Below are 25,543 nucleotides of genomic sequence, written 5' to 3'. Positions count from 1 at the left end.
GACGCATCATGCACGGCGCATAATGCACGGCGCATGATGCACGGCGCACGGACTCCGAACGGCTACGTTCTGTTCGCCGCAACCCAGTCGGTCAGCTCCACGAAGTCGGCGACCGAAAGCTGCTCGGCGCGCTGCGTGAAGAAAGGATGCTCCGCGCCGCCGAAATTGCCGAATACCGACCGCAGCGAGTTGCGGATCATCTTGCGCCGCTGTCCGAAGGAGGCTTTCACGACTTTCACGAACAACGTTTCGTCGCAGGCGAGCCGCTCGACGCCGTTGCGGCGCAGGCGGATCACCGCGCTCTTGACCTTGGGCGGCGGATTGAAAACCGTCTCATTGACCGTAAAAAGATACTCGATGTCGTACCACGCCTGCAAAAGCACCGAAAGGATGCCGTACTCCTTCGAGCCGGGAGGTTCGGCCAGCCGCACGGCGACCTCCTTCTGGATCATGCCGACGCATTCAGGCACCAGATCGCGGTTCTCCAGCACCTTGAAGAATATCTGCGAAGAGATATTGTAGGGAAAATTGCCGATGATCTTCAGCCCTCCGGGAAACAGTTCGCGCAGGTTCATCTTCAGGAAGTCGCCTTCCATCAGACGCGGCGTGAATTCGGGATAATGCGCATGCAGGTATTCGACGCTTTCCGGGTCGATCTCGGCCCCGTAGGTGACGATGTCGTCGCGCCTGAGCAGAAACTGCGTCAGCACGCCCATGCCACACCCCACTTCCAGCACGTCGCACCGCCCGGCGGCTTTCGCCCCCTGCCCGGCATCCGGCGTAACATCCGGCTCTATACCCGACACACCCTCCGGCCCTGCCTCCTGCGCAACATCCCGCCCGGCATCCGGTTCCGTCCTCTGAACAACATCCCGCCCGGCACCCGCAGCGACATCCAGCCCGGCTGCAATTTCCGCTGTCCGTCCATCGCCTGCGACCTCCCCGGTTCCGGCCGCTGCGCACCTCTCGGCAGCGTTTCCGGTCCCTCTTTTCGCTGCGACGATTACGACCGTCTCCGGCTCCTCCGGTCCTCTCCCAGCCGCAGCCTGCCCGTCCGCTCCGGGAAGAGCGGCAACAGCAGGAGCTGTCCGCAGCCGGATCTCTCCGCCCGAAAGCGAGTCGCAGATTTTGCGCGCGATATTCAGATCGACCAGAAAATGCTGGCCCAGCGCTTTTTTAGCCCTTACTTCACTCATTCTATTTCAGCAATTCATAATAACAGCCGTCCACGAACGCTCCGTTCCCGACAAAAGCGCAGTGCATCGTCCCCACGAAACGGAATCCGGCTTTGTCCAGCACCCGCTGCGAAGCGGGATTCGAGACGTATGCGGCGGCAAAGATACGAATTATCGGGGTATTTGCGAAAACCCGCTCCGCGGCCCGCGCCACGGCGGCGGTCATAACACCCCGTCCCCGGTACGAGACCCCGGTACGAAGCCCCGATCCGACAGCCGATTCCGGCGTTGAACCGCCCGACATCCGTCCCCGGCGCCAACCCGATGCCGCCCACGGCTTTGCCGCCGATCACTACGGCGAAATCCTCCGGCGGGGGGGGGCTGCGTAATGAAGGCGTGCGCATCGCCCGGCGAATAGGGACCCTGCAGCTTCCGAAAATTCCCGGCCAAGACAACCGCATCGATCTTCCGGAAAATTTTCCGAAGTTCCCGGCCCTCCGCCTCAGCCCTCTCCAAAAAAATCCGCCGGGCGCAATGTCCGGCGGATAACTCTCAGCGCTTCTGTCTGCGCGATTTCTTCTTCTCCTGCCGCTCCTTGGCCCGGCGTTCGAGCCGCACGCGGCGCTGCGTCAGGCGGAACGTGTAGAGCAGGCCCACGAAACCCACACCCAGCAGCGTAATCCAGAACCAGACGGCAATGCCCCGTTCCATATACTCCAGCGCGTAAATCACGCCCGCGACCGCCGCGATCATCATCACGAGACGGACGATCTGCATAACATTCGTTTTCCTCATATCACTCCTTATTTTACACGTTTCCGACTCCGGGCGCCGGCCGCCGCAACCGCCGCGCCGCACGGACCGGCACGCAAAACCGCTGCACAAACCGCTGCACAAACCGCTGCACGGACCCGCGCGTACCGATCGTCCTCTTCCCCGCGCGCCATACGCCACAAAACAGCTGCGGCGCCCTGCCGGAAGAAACACGGCATCGACACTCCGAAACCGCTGCAAAGCCCCCTTCCGTCAGGGAATCTGGTGCCGGTTCACCTCGTCGAGGTGCCTGCACTTGCGCTTATGGCATTCGTTGTACACCATACCCGCGCCGGCCAGTGCGAACAGCACCGCCACGATCAGGTCGAAAATACAGTTTTTGTTCGACAAAGCCCAGAATATATTGACACCGAGCCACACGAGCGTCACAATCAGGAAAATCACGGCAACAGTAAAAGTCTTTTTGTTCATAGGCGTATTTGTTAAGTTAGTCCATTCCTCGGAACAGTGACGCAACAGCCGCGGGACAGCAGGTCGGTACAGGGCGTCAGTTACCCTGCTCACACATGAATTTGATACGCACCAGACGTATCTCCTCCTCGGTATAGTCGGCCCCCAGTTCGTCGATGGCCGCATCGAGCGAGTCGCTCTCGGCGTCCTCCTTGAAATAGAGGTATATGTCCTCGATCTTGTCCTCGTCCATAAACTCCCGGAGGTAATAGGAGATGTCGAGCTTCGTGCCCGAATTGACGATTCCCTCGATCTCGGTCAGCAGTTCGTCGAAGTCGAGATCCTTGGCGCGGGCGATGTCCTCGAAATCCATCTTCCGGTCGATCGACTGGATGATGAAGATCTTGTTGCCCGACTTGTTGCCGACCGACTTGACGATCATGTCCTGCGGGCGGATGATCTCCTTCTCCTCGACATAGGCCTTGATCAGCTTGATGAACTCCTCGCCGAACTTGCGGGCCTTGCCCACGCCGACGCCGGTAATGTTCTGCATCTCTTCGAGGGTGATGGGGTACTGCACGGCCATATCTTCGAGCGACGGGTCCTGAAAGATGACGAACGGCGGCAGTCCGTGCTGCTTGGCGACCTTCTTGCGCAGGTCCTTGAGCATCGAGAACAGCTCCTCGTCCGCAGCGCCGCCCTTGCCCATCGGAGCCACGGCCTCGGCCTCCCGCTCCTCCTCGTCGTAATTGTGGTCGAGCGTCACCGTCACGGGGAACGGCATGGCGATGAAATTCTCGCCCTTGCGGTTCACCGAGATCAGTCCGTAATTCTCGATATTCTTGTCCACCAGTCCGAGGATGAGCGCCTGACGCAGTACGGCACCCCAGAAGGTGGCGTCGTGCTCGGCGCCTGCGCCGAACCACTTGCTCTTGTTGTGACCGTAACTCTTTATCAGCGCCGTGGTCTTGCCCGTCAGCACATTCACCAGATAGTCGCCCTTGAACTTGTCGCCGATGTCGCGCAAAGCCTCCAGCAGCATCTTCAGCGCGGCCTTGGCGTCGATCTTTGGACGCGGATTGCGGCAGTTGTCGCAGTTGCCGCAGTTCTCCTCCGTATACTCCTCGCCGAAGTAGTGCAGCAGCGTCTTGCGGCGGCACATCGAACTCTCGGCGTAGGACACCGTCTCCTGCAGCAGCAGTTTGCCGATCTCCTGTTCGGCGATGGGCTTGCCCTGCATGAACTTTTCGAGTTTCTGAATGTCCTTGTAACTGTAGAAAGTCAGGCAGTAGCCTTCGCCGCCGTCACGGCCGGCGCGGCCCGTCTCCTGATAATAGCCTTCGAGCGACTTGGGTATGTCGTAATGGATCACATAACGCACGTCGGGCTTGTCGATGCCCATGCCGAATGCGATCGTGGCGACGATCACGTCGGCGCGCTCCATCAGGAAATGGTCCTGATTGGCGGCGCGCGTCGCGGCGTCCATGCCGGCGTGGTAGGCCAGCGCCTTGATGCCGTTGGCCACGAGCAGTTCGGTCAGCTCCTCGACCTTCTTGCGGCTCAGGCAGTAGATGATGCCGCTCTTGCCCTCGTTCTGCTTGATGAAGCGGATGATGTCGCGGTCCACGTTGTGCTTGGGCCGGATTTCGTAATAGAGGTTCGGGCGATTGAACGACGACTTGAAGACCGAAGCGTCGGACATGCCTAGATTCTTCTGAATGTCCAGCTGCACCTTGGGCGTGGCAGTAGCCGTCAGGGCGATCAGCGGCGCAGGACCGATTTCGTTGATGATCGGGCGTATGCGGCGGTACTCAGGCCGGAAGTCGTGCCCCCACTCCGAGATGCAGTGCGCCTCGTCGATGGCGTAGAACGACACCTTTATTTTATGCAGGAAGGCCACGTTGTCCTCCTTGGTCAGCGACTCAGGGGCGAAATAGAGCAGCTTGGTCTTTCCCGACAGCACATCGGCGCGCACCTGCGCCACGGCGGTCTTGTTGAGCGACGAGTTGAGGAAATGGGCGATCCCCGAATCGGCCGAGAAGGTGCGCATGGCGTCCACCTGATTCTTCATCAGCGCGATAAGCGGTGAAATGACGATCGCCACGCCGTCCATGATCAGGGCGGGCAGTTGGTAGCACAGGGACTTTCCGCCGCCCGTCGGCATAAGCACGAACGTATCGTTTCCCTCCAGCACATTGCGGATCACAGCCTCCTGATTCCCTTTGAACGACGAAAAGCCGAAGTACTCCTTCAGCTTGTCGTGCAGCAGGGACGATTCATTTTGTTTCATTTCGCCGATTCTACTCTTTATTCACAAATTCTTAGGTAAAGTTAGCAAAAAATTCGGAATTCCGCACCATCTTCCGATAAAAATTCAGCGTCCCGGCGATTGGAGCAAGTCCGGTCGCGCCCGGCTCAACGAAATGGTTTCGTTTCTTTCCGATACGGACACATGAACGGGCGGCCCGGAAAAATGGCATATTCTATGCAAAAGAGTCCTCCGATTCCCTGCAAACAGTTTACCGTCCGACACTTATTAACCGACATAACCAGTCAGCCATGAAAAAACGCTTACTATCCGCACTGCTGTTCACCGCCGCACTGAGCCTCCCCGCCACCGCGCAGACGCTCCCCGCACGACCCGCCCCGGAAGGCTCCGACACACGACCGGCACCCCGAACAAGCGCCGCCGAGATCGACGACGCCAACAACGCCGCTTCGCCGGAAGAAGTCTCGAAGAAGATCACCCGGTTCGAGAAGATTCTCGCCGCGCTGCCCAAATTTTCGGGCTATGCACAGATCGGCTACACCTCCCAGACCAACGTCGGGGGAACGGACGGCAAAAATTCGTCGTCGTTCAACGTCAAGCGCATGCGTCTGATCCTCACGGGCGACATCTCCCGCACGTTCGACTACAAGATGCAGTTCGAGGGCTTCTCCAGCTCGGCCGACCAGCAAGGCAAGGCGCTCATCACCGTGCAGGACATGTACCTGCGGGCCAAAATCCGCCCCCAGATACACATCTGGGCCGGTCAGTTCCCCGTTCCGCTGACCATCGAGAATTACGACATCTCGCCCGGCACGCTCGAAGTCCCCAACTTCTCGCACGCCATTCTCAAAATGGTCTGCCGCAACGCCGTGTCGGGCTACAACACCTACGGCCGCGACTGCGGCCTGCAAGCCACGGGCGCGTTCCTGCACCGCGACGGCTGGGACATGTTCACCTACAACCTCGCCCTCTTCAACGGCTCGCAGATGAACCGCCCGGACGACAACAAGTCGAAAGACATCGTGGCGCGCCTCACGTTCTTCCCTCTCAGGGAGCTGCGCATTTCAGGCTCGGTGAACTGGGGCGAATACACCAACAACACGGTTTCGAAGGACTATATCCCCATGACGCGCTACGCCGCCGGCTTCTGGTACGACAGCGAACACATCCTCGTCCGGGCCGAATACGCGCACACCGGCTCCTCCGCGGCCTACACAGACAAGACGACGGGGGAAAAGACACGCGGCAAGGTAGACGAACAGATGTACTACCTCATCGCAGGCTACAAATTCAAGGGCAAATACATGCCCGTAATCCGCTACGACGTCTTCAACGGCAAACGCAACACCTACCTGCCCGGCTCGGTCGGCAAGCAGCAGGACTTTCTGGTGGGCTTCCTCTACATGCCCATTCCGCGGCTGAAGGCGCAGGCCGCATGGACGCTTTCGAAATACTCGGCGGCGGGAGCCAAGAACGGCAACGGCTTCGAAGTGGCGCTGATCGGATTCTTCTGACGCCCGGCCCGATTGTCCCCGCAGTTGCCGGGACAACATCGCCGCACGCTCCGGCCCGCACGCCCGGCCGCCGGGGAACATTTCCGCGGCCGTTCGGAACCTTTTTGCCGCCGCTGCGGACAATTTCAGGACTTCGTCCCCTTTCCGGAGAGAATTATGGCCCCGCGGTTTGGAGTTTTTACCTACTTTATATACCTTTGTTGCGACGGCCCCGGCCCGCAGCCTTCCCGTTCCGGCTCATCCGCCCGAATACGGAACCGCTTCGGGATGAAGGGGCTGCAAACCTAACCATGCAGCAACATGCGCCTATACACAAGCGAACTTGTCAAGAAATATAAAGCCCGCACGGTCGTCGATCACGTCTCGATCGACGTCAATCAGGGCGAGATCGTCGGACTGCTCGGCCCCAACGGAGCGGGCAAGACCACGACCTTCTATATGATCGTGGGACTCATCAAGCCCAACGAAGGACGCATTTTTCTGGAAAACGACGAGGGACAGGTCGCCGAGCTGACCAACGAACCGGTCTACAAGCGCGCGCAGATGGGCGTGGGTTATCTGGCGCAGGAAGCGTCGGTTTTCCGCCGCCTGTCGGTAGAGGACAACCTCCGCGCCGTGCTCGAAATGACCGAATATTCGAAGGAGTATCAGGCCGAGCGCGTCGAATCGCTGATCGAGGAGTTCCGCCTGCAGAAGGTCCGCAAGAGCCTCGGCATCCAGCTTTCGGGCGGTGAACGCCGCCGCACGGAGATCGCGCGCGCCGTGGCCATCAACCCGGCGTTCATCCTGCTCGACGAACCCTTCGCGGGCGTGGACCCGATCGCCGTCGAGGACATCCAGTCGATCGTGGCGACGCTCAAGCACAAGAACATCGGTGTGATCATCACCGACCACAACGTCGACGAGACGCTGGCCATCACCGACCGCACCTACCTGCTCTACGAAGGCAAGATCCTCAAAACCGGCACCGCCGAGGAGCTGGCCGCCGACCCGATGGTCCGCAAGGTCTATCTGGGCCAGCACTTCGAGCTGAAAAAGAGCCACCAACTGACGCAGGAGATGAAAAACCGCAAAACTCCGCAGGAATAACGGCCGAAACACGAAATCAGGGATGCGGGGCTTTTGCACCGGCATCCCCGCTCAATCATATATCACCCATAATGGATAAGACGGTTCCATCGGGCCGCGTCAAAGGCACGCTGACGCCGCCCTGCTCGAAAAGCTACGCACAGCGCGCCTTGGCGGCATCGCTTCTCTGCGAAGAGACCTCCGTGCTGCGCAACATCGAGTTCTGCAGCGACACGCGCTCGGCGTTGCAGTGCATCGAGACGCTCGGCGCCCGCGTGACCCGGATCGGCGAAGAGACGCTTTCGATCGAAGGCGGGCTGCGCCCGCAGGGGCACACGCTCCGCGTCGGCGAGTCGGGTCTTTCGACACGCCTTTTCACCCCCATCGCTTCGCTCTGCGGCACGCCGATCACCATCGAAGGCGAGGGCACGCTGCTCCGCCGCCCGATGGAGATGATGATAGGACCGCTGCGCACGCTGGGCGTCCGGGTGCGCGACAACGGCGGATTCCTGCCCTTCGAAGTCCGCGGACCGATCCGCGGCGGCGAGGTCGACGTGGACGGCTCGGTTTCGTCGCAGTTCATCACGGGACTCATGCTGGCGCTGCCGCTGGCCCGACACGACACCACGATCCATGTGCGGAGCGCGGTTTCGACCCCTTATCTGGACATGACCATAGACACCGCGGCCCGTTTCGGCGTGGAAATCTGCCATAACGATTACGAAGAGTTCTACATCGAAGGCGGCCAGCGTTACAGCCCGGCCTGCCTGAGCATCGAGGGCGACTGGAGCGCGGCGGCCATGCTGCTGGTGGCCGGCGCCGTCGCCGGAGAGGTTACGGTACGGAATATCTCGATGCTCTCGAAGCAGGCCGACACGGCCGTCTGCACGGCGCTGGTCCGGGCCGGCGCCGCCGTCATCAACGAAGCCGATTCGGTGACGACGATCAGCCGCCCGCTACACGGCTTCGAATTCGACGCCACCAACTGCCCCGACCTCTTCCCCGCCCTTGCGGCCCTCGCCGCGGCGGCCGACGGCGTCAGCACGATCCGCGGCACTTCGCGGCTGCTGCACAAGGAGAGCAACCGCGCCGAGGCGATCCGCGAAGAATACGCCAAAGTAGGTATCGAAGTGGACATCTCGGAAGAGGACGTCATGCGCATCCGCGGCGGCAAAATCCGCCCGGCGCGCGTTTCGAGCCACGACGACCACCGCATGGCCATGTCGATGGCGGTCTCGGCGCTGCGCTGCGACGGGCAGATAACGATCGAAAACGCCGAGTGCGTAGCCAAGAGCTACCCCGGCTTCTTCGAAGACCTTGAAAAAATCAGAGTTTAAAGCCATGAACATTTTCGGTCATAACTTCAGGCTCGCCATCTGGGGCGAGTCGCACGGCCAGCAGATCGGCATCTCGATCGACGGCATTCCGGCAGGCGTTCCGCTTTCGGCGGAGGATTTCGAAACCGACCTCGCACGCCGGCGCAGCGGCGCGCGCGGCACCACGCCGCGCCGCGAACCCGACATCCCGCAGATCGTGTCGGGACTCTACAACGGCATGACCACGGGCGCCCCGCTGACCATCGAGTTCGCCAACCGCGACACCCACTCGCAGGACTACGCCAACGTGATGCGCCACTACCGGCCCTCGCACGCCGACATGGTGGCCTACCACAAATTCAACGGCTTCAACGACCCGCGCGGCGGCGGCCACTTCTCGGCCCGCCTGACCGTGGCGCTCACGGCCGCAGGCGTGGTCGCCAAGAAGATACTGCCGCCGGGCGTGACCTTCGACACCCGCGTCGCGGAGATCGGAGGCTGCACCGACCCGGAGGGTTTCGACGAGGTGCTGCGCGCCGCGGCCGCCGAGCAGGACTCCGTAGGCGGCATCATCGAATGCCGCGTACAGGGCGTCCCGCTGGGGCTGGGACAACCCTTCTTCGACTCGGCCGAAAGCATGATCGCCCACCTGCTCTTCTCGGTTCCCGCCGTCAAGGGCGTGGAATTCGGCAGCGGCTTCGCCGGGGCGCGCATGCGCGGCTCCGAGAACAACGACCCGTTCCTCGACGTCGAAGGCACGACAGCGACCAACAACGCGGGCGGCATCAACGGCGGACTGACCAACGGCAACGAACTCGTCGTCCGCGCCGCCGTCAAGCCCACGCCGAGCATCGGCCGCGAACAGATGACCTACAATCTGGCCACGAACAAGGTCGAGCCGCTGATGATCCGCGGCCGCCACGACATCTGCGTCGCCCTGCGGGGCGCGGTGGTCGTCGAAGCCGCCGTGGCAATCGCGCTGGCCAACTTCATCCGCTGATGACCACGCGCCGCGACATACTCGGCCGCATTTCGGCACGTCTCGCGCCCCTCTACGGGGCGCGTGAAGCACGGAGCATCGCCCTCGTCGCCGTCTCGGAGCTGTCTGGGCTGAGCGCGTCGGCCCTGCTGACCGATCCCGGCGCGCCGCTCGAAATCGCGGAACTGGACGACATCCTCGGCCAGCTGGCCGCAGGCCGTCCGGTGCAGTATGTCGTGGGGCGCACGGAGTTCTGCGGCCGCACGTTCGCCGTGCGCGAAGGGGTGCTGATTCCCCGGCCCGAAACCGAAGAGCTGGCGGCATGGATCGCGCAGGCCGAAACCGAAGCCGCCGCGCTGCTCGACGTGGGCACCGGAAGCGGCTGCATCGCGGCCACCCTCGCGCTGGTGCTGCCCGGCGCGCAGGTATATGCGGCGGACATCTCCGACACGGCGCTGGAAACCGCTGCCCGCAATTGCCGGGCGCTCGGCGCCGGGGTCATCCTGCGCAAGGCCGACGCCCTGAGCGATCTGGCCGATGTCTTTCCGGGACCGTTCGACGTCATCGTCTCCAACCCGCCCTACGTGCCGCAGAGCGACCTGCCTGCGATGCACGTCAATGTGCGGGAATACGAGCCGCACGAAGCGCTGCTGGTCCCCGACGACGACCCGCTGCGCTTCTACCGCGCCATCGCCCGCGCCGGACGGCGGACGCTCCGCCCCGGCGGCAGGCTCTACTTCGAAATTTACGAACGCTTCGCCGAGGCCATGCGCCGCATGCTCGGCGAAGAGGGATATACGGACACCGAGGTCCGCGAAGACCTCAACGGCAAACCCCGCATGACATGCAGCCGCCTGAAGTAAAAAAGACCGGGAAACGCGCCAAAACGCCCGAACAGGCCCTCGCCGCACTCATGCGGCTCTGCGCACGCGCCGAGAAGTCGCAGGACGACGCCCGGCGGCTGATGCGCGGCTGGGGGCTTGCTGAGCGCGAGGGCGAGCAGGTGCTGGCGCGGCTCGTCCGCGACCGCTTCATCGACGACGGCCGTTACGCCGAAGCTTTCGTGCGCGACAAACTGCGGCTGAGCGGCTGGGGCGAATACAAGATCCGCACGGCCCTGCAGCGCAAGCGTATCGACAGGGAGCTGATCGACGCGGCGCTGGCGCAGGCCGACCGTCAGGATATGGCCGGCCGGCTGCGGCAGCAGCTGGAACGCAAGATGCGGACGACCAGACATACGACACAATACGAACTCAAAACCAAACTGATACGTTACGGGCTTTCGCTGGGATACGACTACGAGACGGTGCTCGACAGCGCCGCCGCGCTCGTGACGGACACGGAGACATGCGACGAATTCTGACATTACTGCTTTTCACGACGATCTGCTCCGGGGCGCAGGGCCAGCGGCTCAACCCCGGAGATTACATATATCCGATCCGCGGCGTCGCGGGGCTTTACTCGGCCAACTTCGGCGAAATGCGTCCCGGACACTTCCACGGCGGCATAGACATCAAGACCGACGGCGGCGAGGGCAAACCCCTCGTGGCCGTGGCCGACGGTTACGTCTCGCGCGTGAGCGTCAGCCCGTCGGGCTACGGACGGGCGATATACCTCACGCTCGGCAACGGCACGACGGCCGTATACGGCCACCTGCAACGGTTCCGCGGCGACATCGAAAAACACGTCCGCGACGAACGCTTCCGCCGCCGCGCGAACAGCGTCGATCTCTGGTTCGGCCCCGGCGCATGGCCCGTCGCACAGGGCGACACGATCGGATTTTCGGGCAACAGCGGTTCGTCGCTGGGTCCCCATCTGCATTTCGAACTGCGCGACACCCCGACCCAGCGGCTCTACAACGTCGTGCGCGAAGGCGTCGTCCGCCCCGACGACGACCTGCCGCCCCGCATCATGCGCATCCACTACATCGAGGTGGACAGCGTGCAGGGCGTTCCCGTCCACGGCAGTCCGGAGAGCTACGCCGTCGTCCGCGAAGCGGAAGGCCGCTACCGGCTGACGCGCGAAGAGCCTGTCGGCACGGGACGCAAAGGCTATTTCGTCCTCGAAGCCAGCGACCGCCGCAACGGGGTGCACAACACCTTCGGACTATGGAGGGCGAGCATGTCCGTGGACGGCGATCCCCGGTTCGAATACCGCATGAACGGCTTCACGCACGACCTTTCGCGCTGCTGCGACGCCGTGAGCCACTACCCCATGCAGCTCACCTCGCGCAACGAGGTGATCCGGCTGGCGCAGCTGGCCGAATCGCCCGACTGCTTCTATCCCGTCATGCGGGAGCGCGGCCTCGTCCGCACCGCCGAGGGCGAGAAACGGCGCATCCGCATCGAAGCCGAAGACGACTGCGGCAACCGCTCGCAGCTCGAATTCGACATTCTCGGCCGCACGGAAACGCTCCGCGCCGAAGCCGACAGCACGGCCGTCGTCCTGCGGCCCGAAAAGGCGGCTTTGGTCCGTGCGGGCCGCGATCTGACGGCCCGCATCCCCGCAGGAGCGGTCTACGAACCCATTTTCTGCCGCCCGGAACAGCGTCAAGCCCCCGCATCCGACTCCACGGCGGCGATCCTCTCGCCCGCCTACCGCATCCTCGGCGCCGAAACGCCCCTGCGCCGCCCGATGACGGTCTCCGTACACGCCTTCGTGCCCGACGACATGCAGTCCCGTACGGTTCTCGCGACCCGTACGGCCAAAGGACGCATCGCCTGCATCGGAGGCAGATACGCCGACGGCGCCGTGACGGCGACGACCCGCACCACGGGCGACATCTTCGTCGCCGCCGACACCATACCGCCGCGCATCCGGCCGCTCTTCAGCGAAGGGGCCGACCTCGGCGGCGCCCGCAGCATCCGTTTCCGCGTGAGCGACAATTTCTCAGGCATCGCCTCCTGCACGCTGCTCATCGACGGCCGCTGGGGGCCCTGCGACCGTTTCCCGATGCAGGGTACGCTCGTACATGCGTTCGACCTACCCGCCGCAAAAAGACGCCGCAGCGTGCAGCTCACGGTGACGGACAGATGCGGCAATACAGCCCGCTGGGAGGGAACATTTTGGCGGTAAACTCTTAAATTCAGGAATTATTTTCTATATTTGCACACATCCCAACAACAAACACAATGACAGACAACAATCCCGACGTACGGAAACCCTTGATTCTGATAGCGGAAGATGTCGAGAGCAACTACAAGCTTCTGGAAATAATACTCAAAAAAGAGTACGATCTGCTATGGGCCAAGAATGGCAGGGAGGCTGTCGATTTTGCCATGGAGCACAAGCCCGACGCAATACTGATGGACATCAAAATGCCCGTCATGGACGGCATCGAGGCGCTGAAGGAGATTCGCCGCTACACGGCCGAACTGCCCGTGATCATGCAAACGGCCTATGCCTTCGACACCGACCGCCGCACTGCCGAGGAAGCCGGATGCAACGGATTCATCACCAAACCCGTCATGCCGCGCGAACTGAAAATGTATCTGGACAAATACCTGAACAAATAAGCAGAGAAGGTCCGGGAACAGCCGTCGCAAATCCGCCTCACACCCACACCGTCTCCAGCGGGCCGGCGCCCGAAAACCGGCGCTCCGCACAAGACTCAAAACAAGCCGGACAGACCGTCCGGCTTGTTTTTACAAGGCTCAGCGGCGCTTCCGCAGACGCCCGGTCCGGAATAAAACGCCGGCCGTCCGATGCAGATAAAACAAGAAAACACGAAATAAATTTGTAGATACTTCGGAATTTCGTACTTTTGCACCCGAAAATCGACATGGTCTCGTAGCTCAGTTGGATAGAGCAACAGCCTTCTAAGCTGTCGGTCGTGGGTTCGAATCCCGCCGGGATCACTCGACGCCGGGCCGCAAATGCGGCCCGGCATTTTTTCATCCGTATCGAAAACGCCATAAAACAGCCTTCCGCGCGCATTTTTCCGCAATTTATTTTGCCGGGCGGAATATTTTGCCTACATTTGCAGGCTTAAAAGCCCAAAGTGGGTGAGCGTTTTTTATTAATTACAACAAAATTTTATAGCAAAATGGCTGTTAAAATTCGTCTGGCACGTCATGGTAAGAAGGGTTACGCCTTCTATCACATCGTTGCCGCAGATAGCAGGGCGCCACGTGATGGTAGATTTATCGAGAAGCTGGGTACCTACAACCCCAACACGAATCCTGCTACGATCGACCTGGACTTCGAGAAAGCACTGGGCTGGTTGCAGAAAGGCGCACAACCTACGGATACCTGTCGGGCAATTCTCTCGTACAAGGGCGTATTATACAAGAAGCACCTGCTGGGCGGTATCGCCAAGGGCGCATTCTCGGAGACCGAAGCCGAAGCTCGTTTCAACAAATGGATGACCGAGAAGGCCGGTAAGATCGAGGCTAAGGGCAACAAGCTCGAAGCGGATGCCAAGTCGGCCGAAAAGGCCCGTCTGGCCGCCGAAGCCAAAGTCAAGGAGGAGCGCGCAAAGGCCATCGCCGAGAAGAAGGCCGCAGCCGAAGCTGCCGCCAAGGAGGCCGAGCAGGCCGCTGCCGCAGAGGGCGCAGAAGCACCCGCTGAAGGCGAAGCCGAAGCTCCCGCCGCAGAATAAGCGCAGAACGCTTCTTTCCGGAATCCCGGTAAATTTCCCAACGCGGGAGATTTACCGGTTTTTTTCATTACTTTTGTAAACTCTTTCCGGCCGGGCGGCACGCCCCGCAGCGCCACGCCACGCATGGAAAGTCCCCCTGCCGCACCGCCGGACGAGCGAGAATCGCACGCTCCACGCGATGCGGAGGATAAAACACCGTAAACCGAACCGACATGAGCGTTTCCATACCCGCAGGCAGAATCAACAAGCTTTTCGGCACCGACGGCGGAGTGATGCTGTCGCTTTACGCCGATTTCCCCGCGGATTTCGACACCGACATCCCGCTGCTGGTCACCATCGACGCCCTCGAAGTGCCGCTCTGGTGCGAACGTTTCGAACGCCGCGGAGCCTCAGGCGCCGTCGCCGCATTCGCCGACTTCGACACCGAACGCCGGGCGCAGGAGCTGCTCGGCCTCGAATTCCGCATCCGGTTCGACGAGGAGGATGACGACGAATTCTACATGGAGGACCTGATCGGATTCGCCGTTACGGGCTTCGAGATACGGCACGGCGGCACGGAAAACGGCGGAAACGGCGGAAATGACGATGGCAACAACGCAAACAACGACACCTGCAACGACGACGGCAGCAGAGGCGGCAGCAACGATAATGCCAACGCCAACAGCGCCGGCACCGCCGCCGGCGACGGCACGCCCCCTGCCGGACAATTCGCAGGCAGGGTCGCGGACTATTATGACAGCGAAGCCAACCCGCTCTTCGAGCTGGAAATCGGCGGCCGCCGGGTGCTGGTCCCCGCCGCCGAGGAGTTCATCGCCCATATCGACTTCGAGGGGCGCACGATGAAGATGATCCTGCCCGAAGGGCTGATCGACCTATAAGATTTTCAAGACAATATGGCACATGTAGTAATCGGATTATCGGGCGGCGTGGATTCGTCCGTCGCGGCGTATCTCCTCAAACGGCAGGGGCACGACGTCACGGGGCTTTTCATGATCAACTGGCACGACACCACGGGCACGCTCGAAGGCGACTGCCCGTGGCACGACGACCGGATTTTCGCCGAGCTGGTCGCCAAACGGCTCGACATTCCGCTGCGCATCGTGGACCTCTCGGCCGACTACCGCACGCGCGTGGTCGATTACATGTTCGCCGAGTACGAAAAGGGCCGCACGCCCAACCCCGACGTGCTGTGCAACCGCGAAATCAAGTTCGACGTCTTTCTGCGCGAAGCCCTCAAGCTGGGCGCGGACTTCGTCGCCACGGGCCACTACTGCCGCAAGGCCGAAGAGCTCCTTCCCGACGGACGGACGGTCTTCAAGCTGCTCGCTGGCGCCGACCCCAACAAGGATCAGAGCTATTTTCTCTGCCAGCTTTCGCAGGAGCAGCTGCGCTACGCCCTGTTCCCGATCGGCGATCTGCTGAAACCCGAAGTACGGCGCATCGCCGCTAAGCAGGGACTCGCCACCGCCAAGCGCAAAGATTCGCAGGGCATCTGCTTCGTGGGCAAGGTGGACCTGCCTGCTTTCCTCCAGCAGAAACTGGCTTCGAAAAAGGGCAACGTCCACGAGATCCTCCCTTCGTGGCCGAAATACGACCGGGCTTTGGCCGCAGCCCCGGCCAAAGCCGAAAACGCCGCTGGCCCCGGTACGTCAGACGCCCGGACGAACAGCACGCTTTCGACCGAAAACCGCGCTATACCTGCTGCAGCGGATGCCGAAGTCGCCCGAACCGACGGCGAACCTTCGACCGAACGCCTTACCGTCCTCGCCGCCCCGTGGCGCTACACCGTACGCGACGGCAAGAAGATCGGCGAGCACAACGGTGCGCATTTCTACACCATCGGCCAGCGCAAGGGGCTGGGCATCGGCGGCCGCCGGGAGTCGCTCTTCATCCTTGCGACCGACACCGCGCAGAACGTCATCTACGTCGGCGAGGGCGACGCCCATCCCGGTTTGTGGCGTCCGGCGCTGCACATCGCTCCCGGCGAAATCCACTGGGTCAATCCCGCACGCGCCCTCTCGCCCGGACAGAGCGCCCGCTTCAGCGTCCGCATCCGCTACCGCCAGCCCCTTCAAGACGCAACGCTCTTCATGCGCGACCAAGGCGCCTACATCCTCTTCGACCAACCCCAGCGGGGCATCACGCCCGGACAGTTCGCCGCATGGTACGACGGCGACGAGCTGGCGGGTTCGGGCGTAATCTCCGAATGACCGCGTCCCCGCAGCTGCCAAACGCCGCTGCGTGCCGCACACCGGAAAAACATCGGGATAATTCCGACTCCAATCAAACGTTCAGCCTATGAATATCGAAGATTTCAGGACCTACTACCTTTCGTTCAAGGGGGCATACGCAAAGACGAAGTTCGAAAAAGCGGCTTTGCAGACCCCGTAATCGGCATCGGGGAACGGCATCAGGGAGATATACGGCAACGGAGGTTTTTTCCTCCGTCTTTTTTATGCCCCGGCGAGAGCCGGAAGGTCACTTAGACATAGATAAGTATTGCTTAGGTATAAGCGGTCATTCACAATGGCACGTTTTTTAGTTTTACATCCGAAAAACGTACATTGTGAAAACAGCGATCGACCTATACGTAATCGACGCCATTCGACGCGAACGAAGGGCTCAGAAAGTATCTCAGGCCATGTTGTCCTTTGGGATCGGCGTTTCGCGCGGTTTTGTCGGTCAGGTCGAAAGTCCGAAGTATAACACAAAATACAACATAATCCACATCAACGAGATCGCCAAATTTCTGGGTTGTTCGCCGCGCAAGTTTCTGCCCGAAGAACCGATCTGACCTTCGGCCCATGTTCCCGCACCGCACGGCATCAGCCACCAAGCACCGTCCCCGGACCGGACCGAAATACCGATCCGGGAAACGTCCGCTCCTGCCGTTCCGCACGCTTCTTCTCGCAGCGCTCCTCCTCTCCGGCATCCGCTGCGCCCTCGCCCAGCCCCGCATCGGCATCGCCTACTGCGACCTCGACCACCTCTACGACACCATACCGGCGCTCTTTTACGACGACAGCGACTACACGCCCGGCGGCCGTCTCGCGTGGGACACGGAACGCTACCGCCGCAAGATAGCCCGCACGGCCGCCGTCATCGACTCGATGCGCATGCCGCTCGTCGCGCTGTGGAGCGTCGAAAACGAAGCGGTCGTGCGCGACATCGCGGCGGCCTGCCGGGGCGACTACAGCTACCTGCACTGCACGCTTAACTCGCTCGACGGCATGGATTTCGCACTGCTCTACTACGGCGACCTCTTCGATCCCCACTACGAGGAGCCGGGACGCCGCTATCTCTACATCGAAGGCACCCTGCGCTTCCCCGCCCCGCGCACCCGCCGCACAACCGGCCGCCCGGTCCGCCCGTCGCGCACCGACACCGTGGGACTGGTGTTGTGCAGCGACACGCGCATGGCCGAATGGGTCGTCCGCGACCTGCGCGAAGAACGCCCCGGCGTGAAGCTGATCGTTCTGGGGCGCACCGCGTCGCTCGACGCGGCGGCATACGGACTGCGCGACGCCCTCGAACGGCCGGCCCGGCTGGGCCGGGGCAACGTCCGCCGCCGCGGAGGCTGGCTCATGCGCGACCGCATTCTGGCCGACACCGCGCTGAGGTGTCCGGGCGGCGACGTTTTCGCCCGTCGCTATCTGCTTGATCCCAAGACGGGTAACCCGCTGCCGACCTACGAGAGACGGCGTTACCGGGGCGGCTTCGGCTACGCCCTGCCGGTATTCGTTTACTTGGAGTAGAATTTTTTGGAATTTCAGAAAAGTTTTCCTATATTCGCATTCCCAACGGCAAATAGGATTCTTCGACGAGGCGGTAACAGCGATGTCACCGCAATTTTCGTCTGTAGGGGAAGAGATTAGCTAAAAATTTTTATAAATTTACATATCATTAAATTAACCAAGAAAAAAAATTATGGCAGACGTAAAACGAGTCTATACCTTCGGCAACAAGGAAGCCGAAGGCAACGGCAAAATGCGTGAACTGCTCGGCGGCAAAGGTGCCAACCTTGCGGAGATGAACCTCATCGGCATTCCCGTTCCTCCGGGATTCACCATCACCACCGAAGTATGTGCGGAATATTATGCCCACGGCAAGGAGGCGGTCATCAAGATGCTCCGTCCCGAAGTCGAGCGGGCGATGCAGAATATCGAGAAACTGACCGGCATGAAGTTCGGCGACAAGGAGATGCCGCTGCTGGTTTCGGTCCGTTCGGGCGCACGCGCCTCGATGCCCGGCATGATGGACACGATCCTCAATCTGGGTATGAACGATCAGGCCGTGGAGGCTGTCGCCAAGCGCACGGGCAACCCCCGCTTCGCATGGGACTCGTACCGCCGTTTCGTACAGATGTACGGCGACGTGGTGCTGGGCATGAAGCCCGAATCGAAAGAGGACCACGACCCGTTCGAGGTCATCATCGAGGAGCAGAAGGAGAAGCGCGGCGTCAAGAACGACACCGACCTGACGACCGACGACCTGAAGGAGCTGGTGCAGAACTTCAAGGCCGCCGTCAAGAAGCAGACCGGCGAGGATTTCCCGGCATGCCCTTGGGATCAGCTCTGGGGAGCCGTATGCGCCGTGTTCGGCTCGTGGATGAACGAGCGCGCCATCCTCTACCGCAAGCTCAACAACATCCCCGCAGAGTGGGGAACGGCCGTTACCGTGCAGGCCATGGTATTCGGCAACATGGGCGCCAACTCGGCGACGGGCGTAGCCTTCTCGCGCGACGCCGCGACGGGTGAAAACCTCTTCAACGGCGAGTACCTGATCAACGCGCAGGGCGAGGACGTCGTGGCCGGCATCCGCACCCCGCAGCAGATCACCATCGAAGGCTCGAAGCGCTGGGCCGTGGCCCAGAACGTCTCCGAGGAGGAGCGCCGCACGAAATACCCTTCGCTCGAAGAGGTCATGCCGACGGTTTACAAGGAGCTGGACGAGATTCAGCGCCACTTGGAGCAGTACTTCAAGGACATGCAGGACATCGAGTTCACGATTCAGGACGGCAAGTTGTGGATGCTCCAGTGCCGCAACGGCAAGCGCACCGGCGCCGCCATGGTCAAGATCGCGATGGACATGCTCCGCGAAGGTCTGATCGACGAACGCACCGCCGTGCTGCGCTGCGAGCCGGCCAAACTCGACGAGCTGCTGCACCCCGTATTCGACAAGAAGGCCATCGCCAATGCGCAGGTCATCACCAAGGGTCTGCCCGCATCGCCGGGAGCCGCTACGGGTCCGGTGGTGTTCTTCGCCGAGGACGCCGAGAAGATCCTCGCAGAGTCGGGCCAGAAAGCGATCCTCGTCCGCATCGAGACTTCGCCTGAGGACCTCAAGGGCATGCTTGACGCGGCAGGTATCCTGACCGCACGCGGCGGCATGACGTCGCACGCGGCCGTCGTCGCACGCGGCATGGGCAAATGCTGCGTATCGGGCGCCGGCGAGCTGGAGATCGACTATAAAACCCGCACGATCCGCGTGAACGGCTTCACCGTGAAGGAGGGCGACTGGATTTCGCTCAACGGCTCGACGGGAGAGGTTTATCTGGGTCAGGTAGCCACGATGGCCGCCGACCTGAGCGGCGATTTCGGCCAGCTGATGGAGCTTGCGGGCAAATACGCCGTGCTGAAGGTTCGCGCCAACGCCGACACCCCCAAGGACGCCCTGCAGGCATTCGCATTCGGCGCCGAGGGTATCGGCCTCTGCCGCACGGAGCACATGTTCTTCGAAGGCGACCGCATCAAGGCCATCCGCGAGATGATTCTGGCCGACGACGAAGCCGGACGCCGCGTGGCGCTGGCCAAGCTGCTGCCGATCCAGCGCGGCGACTTCGAGGGTCTGTTCAAGGCCATGAACGGCTTCCCCGTGACCGTACGTCTTCTCGACCCGCCCCTGCACGAGTTCGTGCCGCACGACGAGAAGGGACAGCAGGAGATGGCCAAGGAGATGAACGTACCCCTCCAGAAAATCGTCGCCAAAGTCGAGTCGCTGGCCGAGTTCAACCCGATGCTGGGACACCGCGGCTGTCGTCTGGGCAACACCTACCCCGAAATCACCGAGATGCAGGCGCGCGCCATCATCGAGGCCGCCATGAACGTCAAGGCGCAGGGCATTCCGGTACACGTCGAGATCATGGTTCCGCTCGTGGGCAACCACAAGGAGCTGCGCTACCAGAAAGGCATCATCGACGCGACGGCCGAGCAGGTGTTCTCCGAGCGTAACGACAAGATCGACTACATGGTCGGCACGATGATCGAGGTTCCGCGCGCCGCCGTGACGGCCAACCAGATCGCCGAGGTTGCCGAGTTCTTCTCGTTCGGCACCAACGACCTGACGCAGATGACGCTGGGCTTCTCGCGCGACGACATCGGCAAGTTCCTGCCCGTTTACCTCGAAAAGGGCATCCTCAAGAACGACCCGTTCCAGATCCTCGACCGCAACGGCGTGGGCCAGCTGATCCGCGAAGCCGTTTTCAAGGGCCGTTCGACCCGCGAAAAACTCAAGTGCGGCATCTGCGGCGAACACGGCGGCGAACCTTCGTCGGTCGAGTTCTGCCACTACGCAGGGCTGAACTACGTGAGCTGCTCGCCGTTCCGCGTGCCCATCGCACGTCTGGCGGCCGCACACGCCGCGCTCAACGAGAAGTAGCATTCCTCCGGTTACGGCCGGAATATCCGAAAACGAAAGCCTGCGGCATGAAAGCCGCAGGCTTTCGTTTTCAGCGGAAAAAAAGTCCGGTTCGTTGAATATGTTTGGCGAAAGCGGATAAGTTTTGTATATTTGCTATCGGCAAACAGTATAACACGCAACTTTTTTGTTGAATTAAAATAACAGAACATGAAGAAGATGTTTTTTGCGGCAATCGTCGCATTATTCGCAGTGACAACCGTATCAGCACAAACTCCGGGCAATTGGGCAGTGGGACCCAAAATCGGCGTATATACCAATACAGGCGCCGACGGCGCCATCTTCGGCATCGGAGCCAGCGGACGCTACAGCTTCACCGACAACTGGCGCATGGAATCGGGCATCATGGCCATCTGCAAGAAATTCTGCTCGGTGGACATCAGCGCCGACGTGCAGTACCTCTTCAATATCGCCCCGGACTGGCATATCTACCCGCAGGCGGGTCTGAGCGCCAACGATATCGGCGGATGGTCGTGCGGCATCAATCTGGGCGGCGGCGCCGACTTCTCGGTAGCCCGCAACTGGGACCTCTCGGCAGGCTTCAAGTGGATGATCCAGACCGCTGAGTACCACAAGAATCCGATTCTCATCAATATCGGCGCAACCTACAAGTTCTAATCCGGCGCAACCCGGAAAACGTATCCCGGAGACCTCGACGAGGTCTCCGGGATTTTTCATGTCCCGCCGCGAACGCCGCAACCTGCTGCCGCCCGCCACGAAAGCCAACGTACAACAATGCGGCGAGCGACGGTGACTGCTGCAACGGCGGTGACGACGGCAGCGGAGACGGCAGCGGAGACGACGAGCTGCAGCGGCGGAGAGCCGTACATTTTTCAACACCCGGCCAAAAGCCCCCGCAAGCAAAACAGAACGCACGGCCCGTCCGCCGTAAAATACAGCAAATCGGCCGGATTCCGCGACCTGAAAACCCTTCCGGAGAGCTTCGCAGCCCTCCGGTGCGGGACGGTTTTTCACCTCCGGTCGCGCACAAATTCCGGCGGCAACCGATCGCGGCACGAGTGTTGCACGCCGTTAAGGCAATGGAAGAAAGGCGGTTCGGGAAGCTTTCCGAATCCGGAGATATGAATTAAATGACTGACAACCACTTATTAATACATAAAATTTAACTGAAAATTATGAAAAAAATTCTTCTCATCTCGGTTGCGGCATTGTTTGCTTGGGCAGCGTCCGCTCAGGACAACACCTACCGCAACACTCAGACCAACAACTACCGCAATGCGGCTCAGACAAACAACTACCGCAACGCGGCTCAGACCTACAACAACAATGCGGCTCAGGCCGGCAATTACCGCGGCACGCCCTCCGATTACCGCAGTGCGGTGGGTCCGCGTGTCAATTTCTACACCAACACGGACGACGCCTCGGTCGGTATCGGCGCCTACTACCGCTACAGCTTCAATTCGCACTGGCGCATCGAGCCGTCGATCTATGTACTGACGGAAAAAGACAGCTCCGTAGACATCAACTTCGACGCACACTACGTATTCCAGATCGCCGACTGGTGGGGCGTATTCCCGCAGGTAGGTATCGTGGCCAATGACATCAAGGACTGGGCGGTCGGCATGAGTGTCGGCGCAGGTTTCGACTTCAACGTCGCCCACCGCTGGAACATCTCCGCAGGTCTCAAGTACGAGCCTATGTTTGACAGCGACCGTTCGAACCCGTTGGTGGTATACGTCGGCGCCGCGTACAGATTCTGACAAACGCACCTGCATAACACATGCAAAAAGCGGATCCCGATGTCGGGATCCGCTTTTTCATGCGGTACGGCACAATGCCGGAATCATCTGGTCTTATAGGCCGCACGGTACTTTCCCTTGGCAAGGTTCAGCAACTTGCCTTTCAGCAGATTGCGACGCAGCGGCGAGATGCGGTCCGTGAAGACCACGCCTTCGATATGGTCGTATTCGTGCTGAATGACCCACGCCTTCAGTCCGTGGAACTCCTCGTCGTGCTCGACGAAGTTTTCGTCGAGATAACGCATCCTGATGGCCAGCGAACGAGGCACATCGGCATGGATGCCCGGAAAGGAAAGACACCCTTCGTTATAGGTCTTCTTCTCCTCCGAAAAAGCGTAGATTTCGGGATTGATAAAGGCACGCTTGTAGTCGGCGCATTCGGGATCGTCCTCGCCCCACGGCGTGCAATCGACGATGAACAGACGAATGGCCTTGCCGATCTGCGGCGCGGCCAGTCCGACGCCTTCGGCTTCGCCGAGCGTCTGGAACATGTCCTCGACAAGTTTTTTCACTTCGGGATAGTCGGGCGCAATCTCCTCGCACTGTTTGCGAAGCACCTCGTTCCCGTATATGACAATCGGATAAATCATTTGTTAAACTCCATATAACTTTGTAAAATAATCGTGGCGGAAATCTTGTCCACCAACGCCTTGTTGCGCCGGGCCATCCTGCCGATACCGCTTTCGAGCATCGTGCGGTGCGCCAGCACCGAGGTAAAACGCTCGTCGTAAAAGACCACCTCCTTATCGGGATAGGCCCTGCGCAGCCGGGCTGCCAGCGGCTCGACGAAACGCCACGTTTCGGAAGGCGTGCCGTCCATCTGCGTCGGCTTGCCCACTACTATCGTAGTAACGTCTTCCGCGGCGAAATATTTTGCCAGCCACGCTTCGAGTCCCTTCGTTTCGACGGTTTCTAGCCCCCCGGCGATCAGCCGCAGGGGATCGCTCACGGCGATTCCCGTACGCTTCGTCCCGTAATCTATGGCGAGGATGCGGCCCACGGATCAGCGATTACAGATTCAGCTTCCGGAAAAGCTTGCGGTAGGAGCACTCCTCCTCGACCAGCGCGGGCAGCTTGTCGATCGCAACACGCTCCTGCTGCATGGTGTCGCGGTGACGCACCGTCACGGTGTTGTCTTCGAGCGTCTGACCGTCCACGGTCACGCAGAACGGCGTGCCGACGGCGTCCTGACGGCGGTAACGCTTGCCGACGGAATCCTTCTCGTCGTAAACGACGTTGTAATCGTATTTCAAGAGGTCCACGATCTTCTGCGCCACTTCGGGCATGCCGTCCTTCTTCACCAGCGGCAGAACGGCGACCTTCACGGGGGCCAGCGCCGCAGGCAGACGCAGCACGACGCGCGAGTCGCCGCCTTCGAGCTGCTCCTCGGTATAGGCTGCAGACATTACCTGCAGGAACATGCGGTCCACGCCGATCGACGTCTCGACCACGTAGGGTACATAGCTCTCGCCCGTTTCGGGATCGAAGTACTGGATCTTGCGGCCTGAGAACTTCTGGTGGTTGCCCAAGTCGAAGTCCGTGCGGGAGTGAATGCCTTCGACCTCCTTGAAGCCGAACGGGAAGTTGTACTCGATATCGGTCGCGGCATTGGCATAGTGCGCCAGCTTCTCATGGTCGTGGAAACGGTAGCGGTCGTCGCCGAAGCCCAGCGCGCGGTGCCATGCCATACGGGTCTCCTTCCATGCCTGCCACCACTTCATCTCCTCGCCGGGGCGCACGAAGAACTGCATCTCCATCTGCTCGAACTCGCGCATGCGGAAGATGAACTGACGGGCGACGATCTCGTTGCGGAACGCCTTGCCGATCTGCGCGATACCGAACGGCAGTTTCATGCGTCCGGTTTTCTGCACGTTCAGGAAATTCACGAAGATGCCCTGCGCCGTTTCGGGACGGAGGTAGATCGTATTGGCGCCCTCGGCCGTGGAGCCCATCTGGGTCGAGAACATCAGGTTGAACTGACGCACCTCGGTCCAGTTGCGCGTACCTGAAATCGGGCAGACGATTTCACAGTCCACGATGATCTGGCGCAGCTCGCCCAGATCGCCGCTGTTCTGCGCCTCGACGAAACGCTTGTGCATCTCGTCGCGCCGGGCGGCCGTCTCGGCAACACGGGGCGAAGTTTCGCGGTACTTGGCTTCGTCGAAAGTCTCTCCGAAACGCTTGCGGGCTTTCTCCACCTCCTTCTCGATCTTCTCGTCCTGCTTGGCGAGCCAGTCTTCGATCAGCACGTCGGCACGGTAACGCTTCTTCGAGTCCTTGTTGTCGATCAGCGGGTCGTTGAACGCGCCGACATGTCCCGAAGCCTCCCACGTACGGGGGTGCATGAAGATCGCGGCGTCGATGCCCACGATATTCTCATGCAGCTTGACCATCGAATCCCACCAGTAGCGCTTGATGTTGTTTTTCAACTCCACGCCGTTCTGTCCGTAGTCGTACACCGCAGCCAGACCGTCGTAGATTTCGCTCGACGGGAATACGAATCCGTATTCCTTGCAGTGGGCGATCAGCTTTTTGAAGAGTTCTTCCTGTGTCATCGTATTTGGTTTTTAAATTATTTTCCGAATTACAAAAGTACAAAATAAATGGAAATTAAGCCGTTCTGTTGCGATTTTATTTCTATATTTGTCACGGCGGCCTGCGAGGGCGGCCGACATACGAGACATAAAAAGCGCATCGGCTTTTTTCTTGCAGGTGAAAATTGGACACTTTCGCGTAAGGTAAGGAACAAAGGTTGATGCTCTCGCTGTTTTTCAGCGCGGGCATATTCCATCATTCTACCTTACGGGTCGTCCAATACCCCACTTGCGGATGTGGAAACAGGTCCGCGCTTTTGTGTCCGGCAACAGGTGAAAAGACCCAAATCAACCAATGACGGGAATCGTAAAACTTCTGATTGCGCTCATTGCCGTCGCCATAATAGC

General features: G+C 60.7%; 24 protein-coding genes and 1 tRNA gene. 17 read left to right on the top strand and 8 right to left on the bottom strand.

Annotated features, from left to right (window positions below):
• Positions 1–62: 62 nt before the first annotated feature.
• The 5 genes from rsmA to recQ form a co-directional block, all read right to left on the bottom strand.
• Positions 63–797 carry a 16S rRNA (adenine(1518)-N(6)/adenine(1519)-N(6))-dimethyltransferase RsmA gene (gene rsmA / locus ACESTR_RS10930; RefSeq protein WP_240049048.1) on the bottom strand — a complete coding sequence of 245 codons (735 nt, stop codon included), beginning with the start codon at positions 795–797 and terminating at the stop codon, positions 63–65.
• Between the two features lie 400 nt (positions 798–1,197).
• Complete coding sequence (locus tag ACESTR_RS10925; RefSeq protein WP_130063350.1) at positions 1,198–1,479, bottom strand: GNAT family N-acetyltransferase; 282 nt, start codon at positions 1,477–1,479, stop codon at positions 1,198–1,200.
• Positions 1,480–1,727: 248 nt separating this feature from the next.
• Positions 1,728–1,970, bottom strand: a complete 243-nt coding sequence (locus ACESTR_RS10920) for a hypothetical protein (protein WP_042493052.1) — start codon at positions 1,968–1,970, stop codon at positions 1,728–1,730.
• A gap of 231 nt (positions 1,971–2,201) precedes the next feature.
• Complete coding sequence (locus ACESTR_RS10915) at positions 2,202–2,420, bottom strand: hypothetical protein (protein WP_009598909.1); 219 nt, start codon at positions 2,418–2,420, stop codon at positions 2,202–2,204.
• Positions 2,421–2,496: 76 nt separating this feature from the next.
• A complete protein-coding gene (recQ, locus tag ACESTR_RS10910; RefSeq protein ID WP_217729531.1) occupies positions 2,497–4,689 on the bottom strand; it encodes a DNA helicase RecQ in 2,193 nt (730 codons plus the stop codon).
• Positions 4,690–4,958: 269 nt separating this feature from the next.
• On the opposite strand from recQ, the gene ACESTR_RS10905 reads away from it, so the two are divergent.
• From ACESTR_RS10905 to ACESTR_RS10825, 17 genes are all read left to right on the top strand, one after another.
• Positions 4,959–6,182: a porin gene (locus tag ACESTR_RS10905; protein WP_278713838.1), complete on the top strand. Its 1,224-nt coding sequence runs from the start codon at positions 4,959–4,961 to the stop codon at positions 6,180–6,182.
• A gap of 300 nt (positions 6,183–6,482) precedes the next feature.
• Complete coding sequence (gene lptB / locus ACESTR_RS10900) at positions 6,483–7,271, top strand: LPS export ABC transporter ATP-binding protein (protein ID WP_009598841.1); 789 nt, start codon at positions 6,483–6,485, stop codon at positions 7,269–7,271.
• Positions 7,272–7,342: 71 nt separating this feature from the next.
• Entirely contained in the window at positions 7,343–8,587 is a 1,245-nt protein-coding gene (gene aroA, locus ACESTR_RS10895; protein WP_009598886.1) for a 3-phosphoshikimate 1-carboxyvinyltransferase, read from the top strand.
• Between the two features lie 4 nt (positions 8,588–8,591).
• Positions 8,592–9,566 (top strand): chorismate synthase, encoded by a 975-nt coding sequence (locus ACESTR_RS10890; protein WP_276807319.1) that lies wholly within the window; start codon positions 8,592–8,594, stop codon positions 9,564–9,566.
• The gene (gene prmC, locus ACESTR_RS10885) at positions 9,566–10,408 is read left to right on the top strand and encodes a peptide chain release factor N(5)-glutamine methyltransferase (RefSeq protein ID WP_302290002.1); all 843 of its coding nucleotides are present in this window, start codon (positions 9,566–9,568) and stop codon (positions 10,406–10,408) included. The genes ACESTR_RS10890 and prmC overlap by 1 nt, the downstream gene beginning before the upstream one ends.
• On the top strand, positions 10,390–10,908 hold the full coding sequence (locus ACESTR_RS10880) for a regulatory protein RecX (RefSeq protein WP_009598797.1): 519 nt from the start codon (positions 10,390–10,392) through the stop codon (positions 10,906–10,908). The genes prmC and ACESTR_RS10880 overlap by 19 nt, the downstream gene beginning before the upstream one ends.
• Positions 10,893–12,620, top strand: a complete 1,728-nt coding sequence (locus ACESTR_RS10875) for a M23 family metallopeptidase (RefSeq protein WP_373179299.1) — start codon at positions 10,893–10,895, stop codon at positions 12,618–12,620. The genes ACESTR_RS10880 and ACESTR_RS10875 overlap by 16 nt, the downstream gene beginning before the upstream one ends.
• 56 nt (positions 12,621–12,676) lie before the next feature.
• Complete coding sequence (locus tag ACESTR_RS10870; protein WP_195291613.1) at positions 12,677–13,060, top strand: response regulator; 384 nt, start codon at positions 12,677–12,679, stop codon at positions 13,058–13,060.
• A gap of 268 nt (positions 13,061–13,328) precedes the next feature.
• Positions 13,329–13,402, top strand: a tRNA-Arg gene (locus ACESTR_RS10865).
• A gap of 188 nt (positions 13,403–13,590) precedes the next feature.
• A complete protein-coding gene (locus ACESTR_RS10860; protein ID WP_014774449.1) occupies positions 13,591–14,145 on the top strand; it encodes a 30S ribosomal protein S16 in 555 nt (184 codons plus the stop codon).
• 212 nt (positions 14,146–14,357) lie between these two features.
• Positions 14,358–15,023: a ribosome maturation factor RimM gene (locus ACESTR_RS10855; RefSeq protein WP_373179298.1), complete on the top strand. Its 666-nt coding sequence runs from the start codon at positions 14,358–14,360 to the stop codon at positions 15,021–15,023.
• Positions 15,024–15,038: 15 nt separating this feature from the next.
• Positions 15,039–16,355: a tRNA 2-thiouridine(34) synthase MnmA gene (mnmA, locus tag ACESTR_RS10850; RefSeq protein WP_373179297.1), complete on the top strand. Its 1,317-nt coding sequence runs from the start codon at positions 15,039–15,041 to the stop codon at positions 16,353–16,355.
• A 356-nt stretch (positions 16,356–16,711) separates the two neighbouring features.
• On the top strand, positions 16,712–16,939 hold the full coding sequence (locus ACESTR_RS10845) for a helix-turn-helix domain-containing protein (RefSeq protein WP_014774453.1): 228 nt from the start codon (positions 16,712–16,714) through the stop codon (positions 16,937–16,939).
• A gap of 10 nt (positions 16,940–16,949) precedes the next feature.
• Positions 16,950–17,900 (top strand): hypothetical protein, encoded by a 951-nt coding sequence (locus ACESTR_RS10840; protein ID WP_373179295.1) that lies wholly within the window; start codon positions 16,950–16,952, stop codon positions 17,898–17,900.
• A 172-nt stretch (positions 17,901–18,072) separates the two neighbouring features.
• Positions 18,073–20,802 (top strand): pyruvate, phosphate dikinase, encoded by a 2,730-nt coding sequence (ppdK, locus tag ACESTR_RS10835; RefSeq protein ID WP_009598846.1) that lies wholly within the window; start codon positions 18,073–18,075, stop codon positions 20,800–20,802.
• Between the two features lie 189 nt (positions 20,803–20,991).
• A complete protein-coding gene (locus ACESTR_RS10830; protein ID WP_009598827.1) occupies positions 20,992–21,459 on the top strand; it encodes an outer membrane beta-barrel protein in 468 nt (155 codons plus the stop codon).
• A gap of 518 nt (positions 21,460–21,977) precedes the next feature.
• Entirely contained in the window at positions 21,978–22,562 is a 585-nt protein-coding gene (locus ACESTR_RS10825) for an outer membrane beta-barrel protein (protein WP_009598916.1), read from the top strand.
• A gap of 83 nt (positions 22,563–22,645) precedes the next feature.
• Here ACESTR_RS10825 and def read toward each other — a convergent pair whose 3' ends face one another.
• From def to ACESTR_RS10810, 3 genes are read right to left on the bottom strand one after another with little or no spacing between them, the layout of a single operon-like run.
• Positions 22,646–23,191, bottom strand: coding sequence for a peptide deformylase (def, locus tag ACESTR_RS10820; protein ID WP_009598912.1), 546 nt, complete (start codon positions 23,189–23,191; stop codon positions 22,646–22,648).
• Positions 23,188–23,601, bottom strand: a complete 414-nt coding sequence (gene ruvX, locus ACESTR_RS10815; protein ID WP_009598783.1) for a Holliday junction resolvase RuvX — start codon at positions 23,599–23,601, stop codon at positions 23,188–23,190. The genes def and ruvX overlap by 4 nt, the downstream gene beginning before the upstream one ends.
• A 10-nt stretch (positions 23,602–23,611) precedes the next feature.
• Complete coding sequence (locus ACESTR_RS10810; protein WP_009598779.1) at positions 23,612–25,156, bottom strand: glycine--tRNA ligase; 1,545 nt, start codon at positions 25,154–25,156, stop codon at positions 23,612–23,614.
• Positions 25,157–25,543 lie beyond the last annotated feature (387 nt).

This window comes from Alistipes sp. DJF_B185 (assembly GCF_964250025.1).
In the GTDB taxonomy this organism is placed as follows: Bacteria; Bacteroidota; Bacteroidia; order Bacteroidales; family Rikenellaceae; genus Alistipes; species Alistipes finegoldii.
Note: the sequence above shows the minus strand (reverse complement) of the source record. Positions and strands in the feature narration are given on the sequence as shown.

Excerpts from the sequence above, each read along its gene's own strand:
- ACESTR_RS10860 (WP_014774449.1), top strand. The coding sequence starts at position 13,591 with ATGGCTGTTAAAATTCGTCTGGCACGTCATGGTAAGAAGGGTTACGCC.
- ACESTR_RS10840 (WP_373179295.1), top strand. The coding sequence starts at position 16,950 with ATGTTCCCGCACCGCACGGCATCAGCCACCAAGCACCGTCCCCGGACC.
- recQ (WP_217729531.1), bottom strand. The coding sequence starts at position 4,689 with ATGAAACAAAATGAATCGTCCCTGCTGCACGACAAGCTGAAGGAGTAC.
- ACESTR_RS10890 (WP_276807319.1), top strand. The coding sequence starts at position 8,592 with ATGAACATTTTCGGTCATAACTTCAGGCTCGCCATCTGGGGCGAGTCG.
- ACESTR_RS10915 (WP_009598909.1), bottom strand. The coding sequence starts at position 2,420 with ATGAACAAAAAGACTTTTACTGTTGCCGTGATTTTCCTGATTGTGACG.
- ACESTR_RS10830 (WP_009598827.1), top strand. The coding sequence starts at position 20,992 with ATGAAGAAGATGTTTTTTGCGGCAATCGTCGCATTATTCGCAGTGACA.
- ACESTR_RS10855 (WP_373179298.1), top strand. The coding sequence starts at position 14,358 with ATGAGCGTTTCCATACCCGCAGGCAGAATCAACAAGCTTTTCGGCACC.
- def (WP_009598912.1), bottom strand. The coding sequence starts at position 23,191 with ATGATTTATCCGATTGTCATATACGGGAACGAGGTGCTTCGCAAACAG.
- aroA (WP_009598886.1), top strand. The coding sequence starts at position 7,343 with ATGGATAAGACGGTTCCATCGGGCCGCGTCAAAGGCACGCTGACGCCG.
- ACESTR_RS10875 (WP_373179299.1), top strand. The coding sequence starts at position 10,893 with ATGCGACGAATTCTGACATTACTGCTTTTCACGACGATCTGCTCCGGG.
- mnmA (WP_373179297.1), top strand. The coding sequence starts at position 15,039 with ATGGCACATGTAGTAATCGGATTATCGGGCGGCGTGGATTCGTCCGTC.
- ppdK (WP_009598846.1), top strand. The coding sequence starts at position 18,073 with ATGGCAGACGTAAAACGAGTCTATACCTTCGGCAACAAGGAAGCCGAA.
- ACESTR_RS10925 (WP_130063350.1), bottom strand. The coding sequence starts at position 1,479 with ATGTCGGGCGGTTCAACGCCGGAATCGGCTGTCGGATCGGGGCTTCGT.
- lptB (WP_009598841.1), top strand. The coding sequence starts at position 6,483 with ATGCGCCTATACACAAGCGAACTTGTCAAGAAATATAAAGCCCGCACG.
- ACESTR_RS10825 (WP_009598916.1), top strand. The coding sequence starts at position 21,978 with ATGAAAAAAATTCTTCTCATCTCGGTTGCGGCATTGTTTGCTTGGGCA.
- ACESTR_RS10880 (WP_009598797.1), top strand. The coding sequence starts at position 10,390 with ATGCAGCCGCCTGAAGTAAAAAAGACCGGGAAACGCGCCAAAACGCCC.
- prmC (WP_302290002.1), top strand. The coding sequence starts at position 9,566 with ATGACCACGCGCCGCGACATACTCGGCCGCATTTCGGCACGTCTCGCG.
- ACESTR_RS10920 (WP_042493052.1), bottom strand. The coding sequence starts at position 1,970 with ATGAGGAAAACGAATGTTATGCAGATCGTCCGTCTCGTGATGATGATC.
- ACESTR_RS10870 (WP_195291613.1), top strand. The coding sequence starts at position 12,677 with ATGACAGACAACAATCCCGACGTACGGAAACCCTTGATTCTGATAGCG.
- ACESTR_RS10905 (WP_278713838.1), top strand. The coding sequence starts at position 4,959 with ATGAAAAAACGCTTACTATCCGCACTGCTGTTCACCGCCGCACTGAGC.
- ACESTR_RS10810 (WP_009598779.1), bottom strand. The coding sequence starts at position 25,156 with ATGACACAGGAAGAACTCTTCAAAAAGCTGATCGCCCACTGCAAGGAA.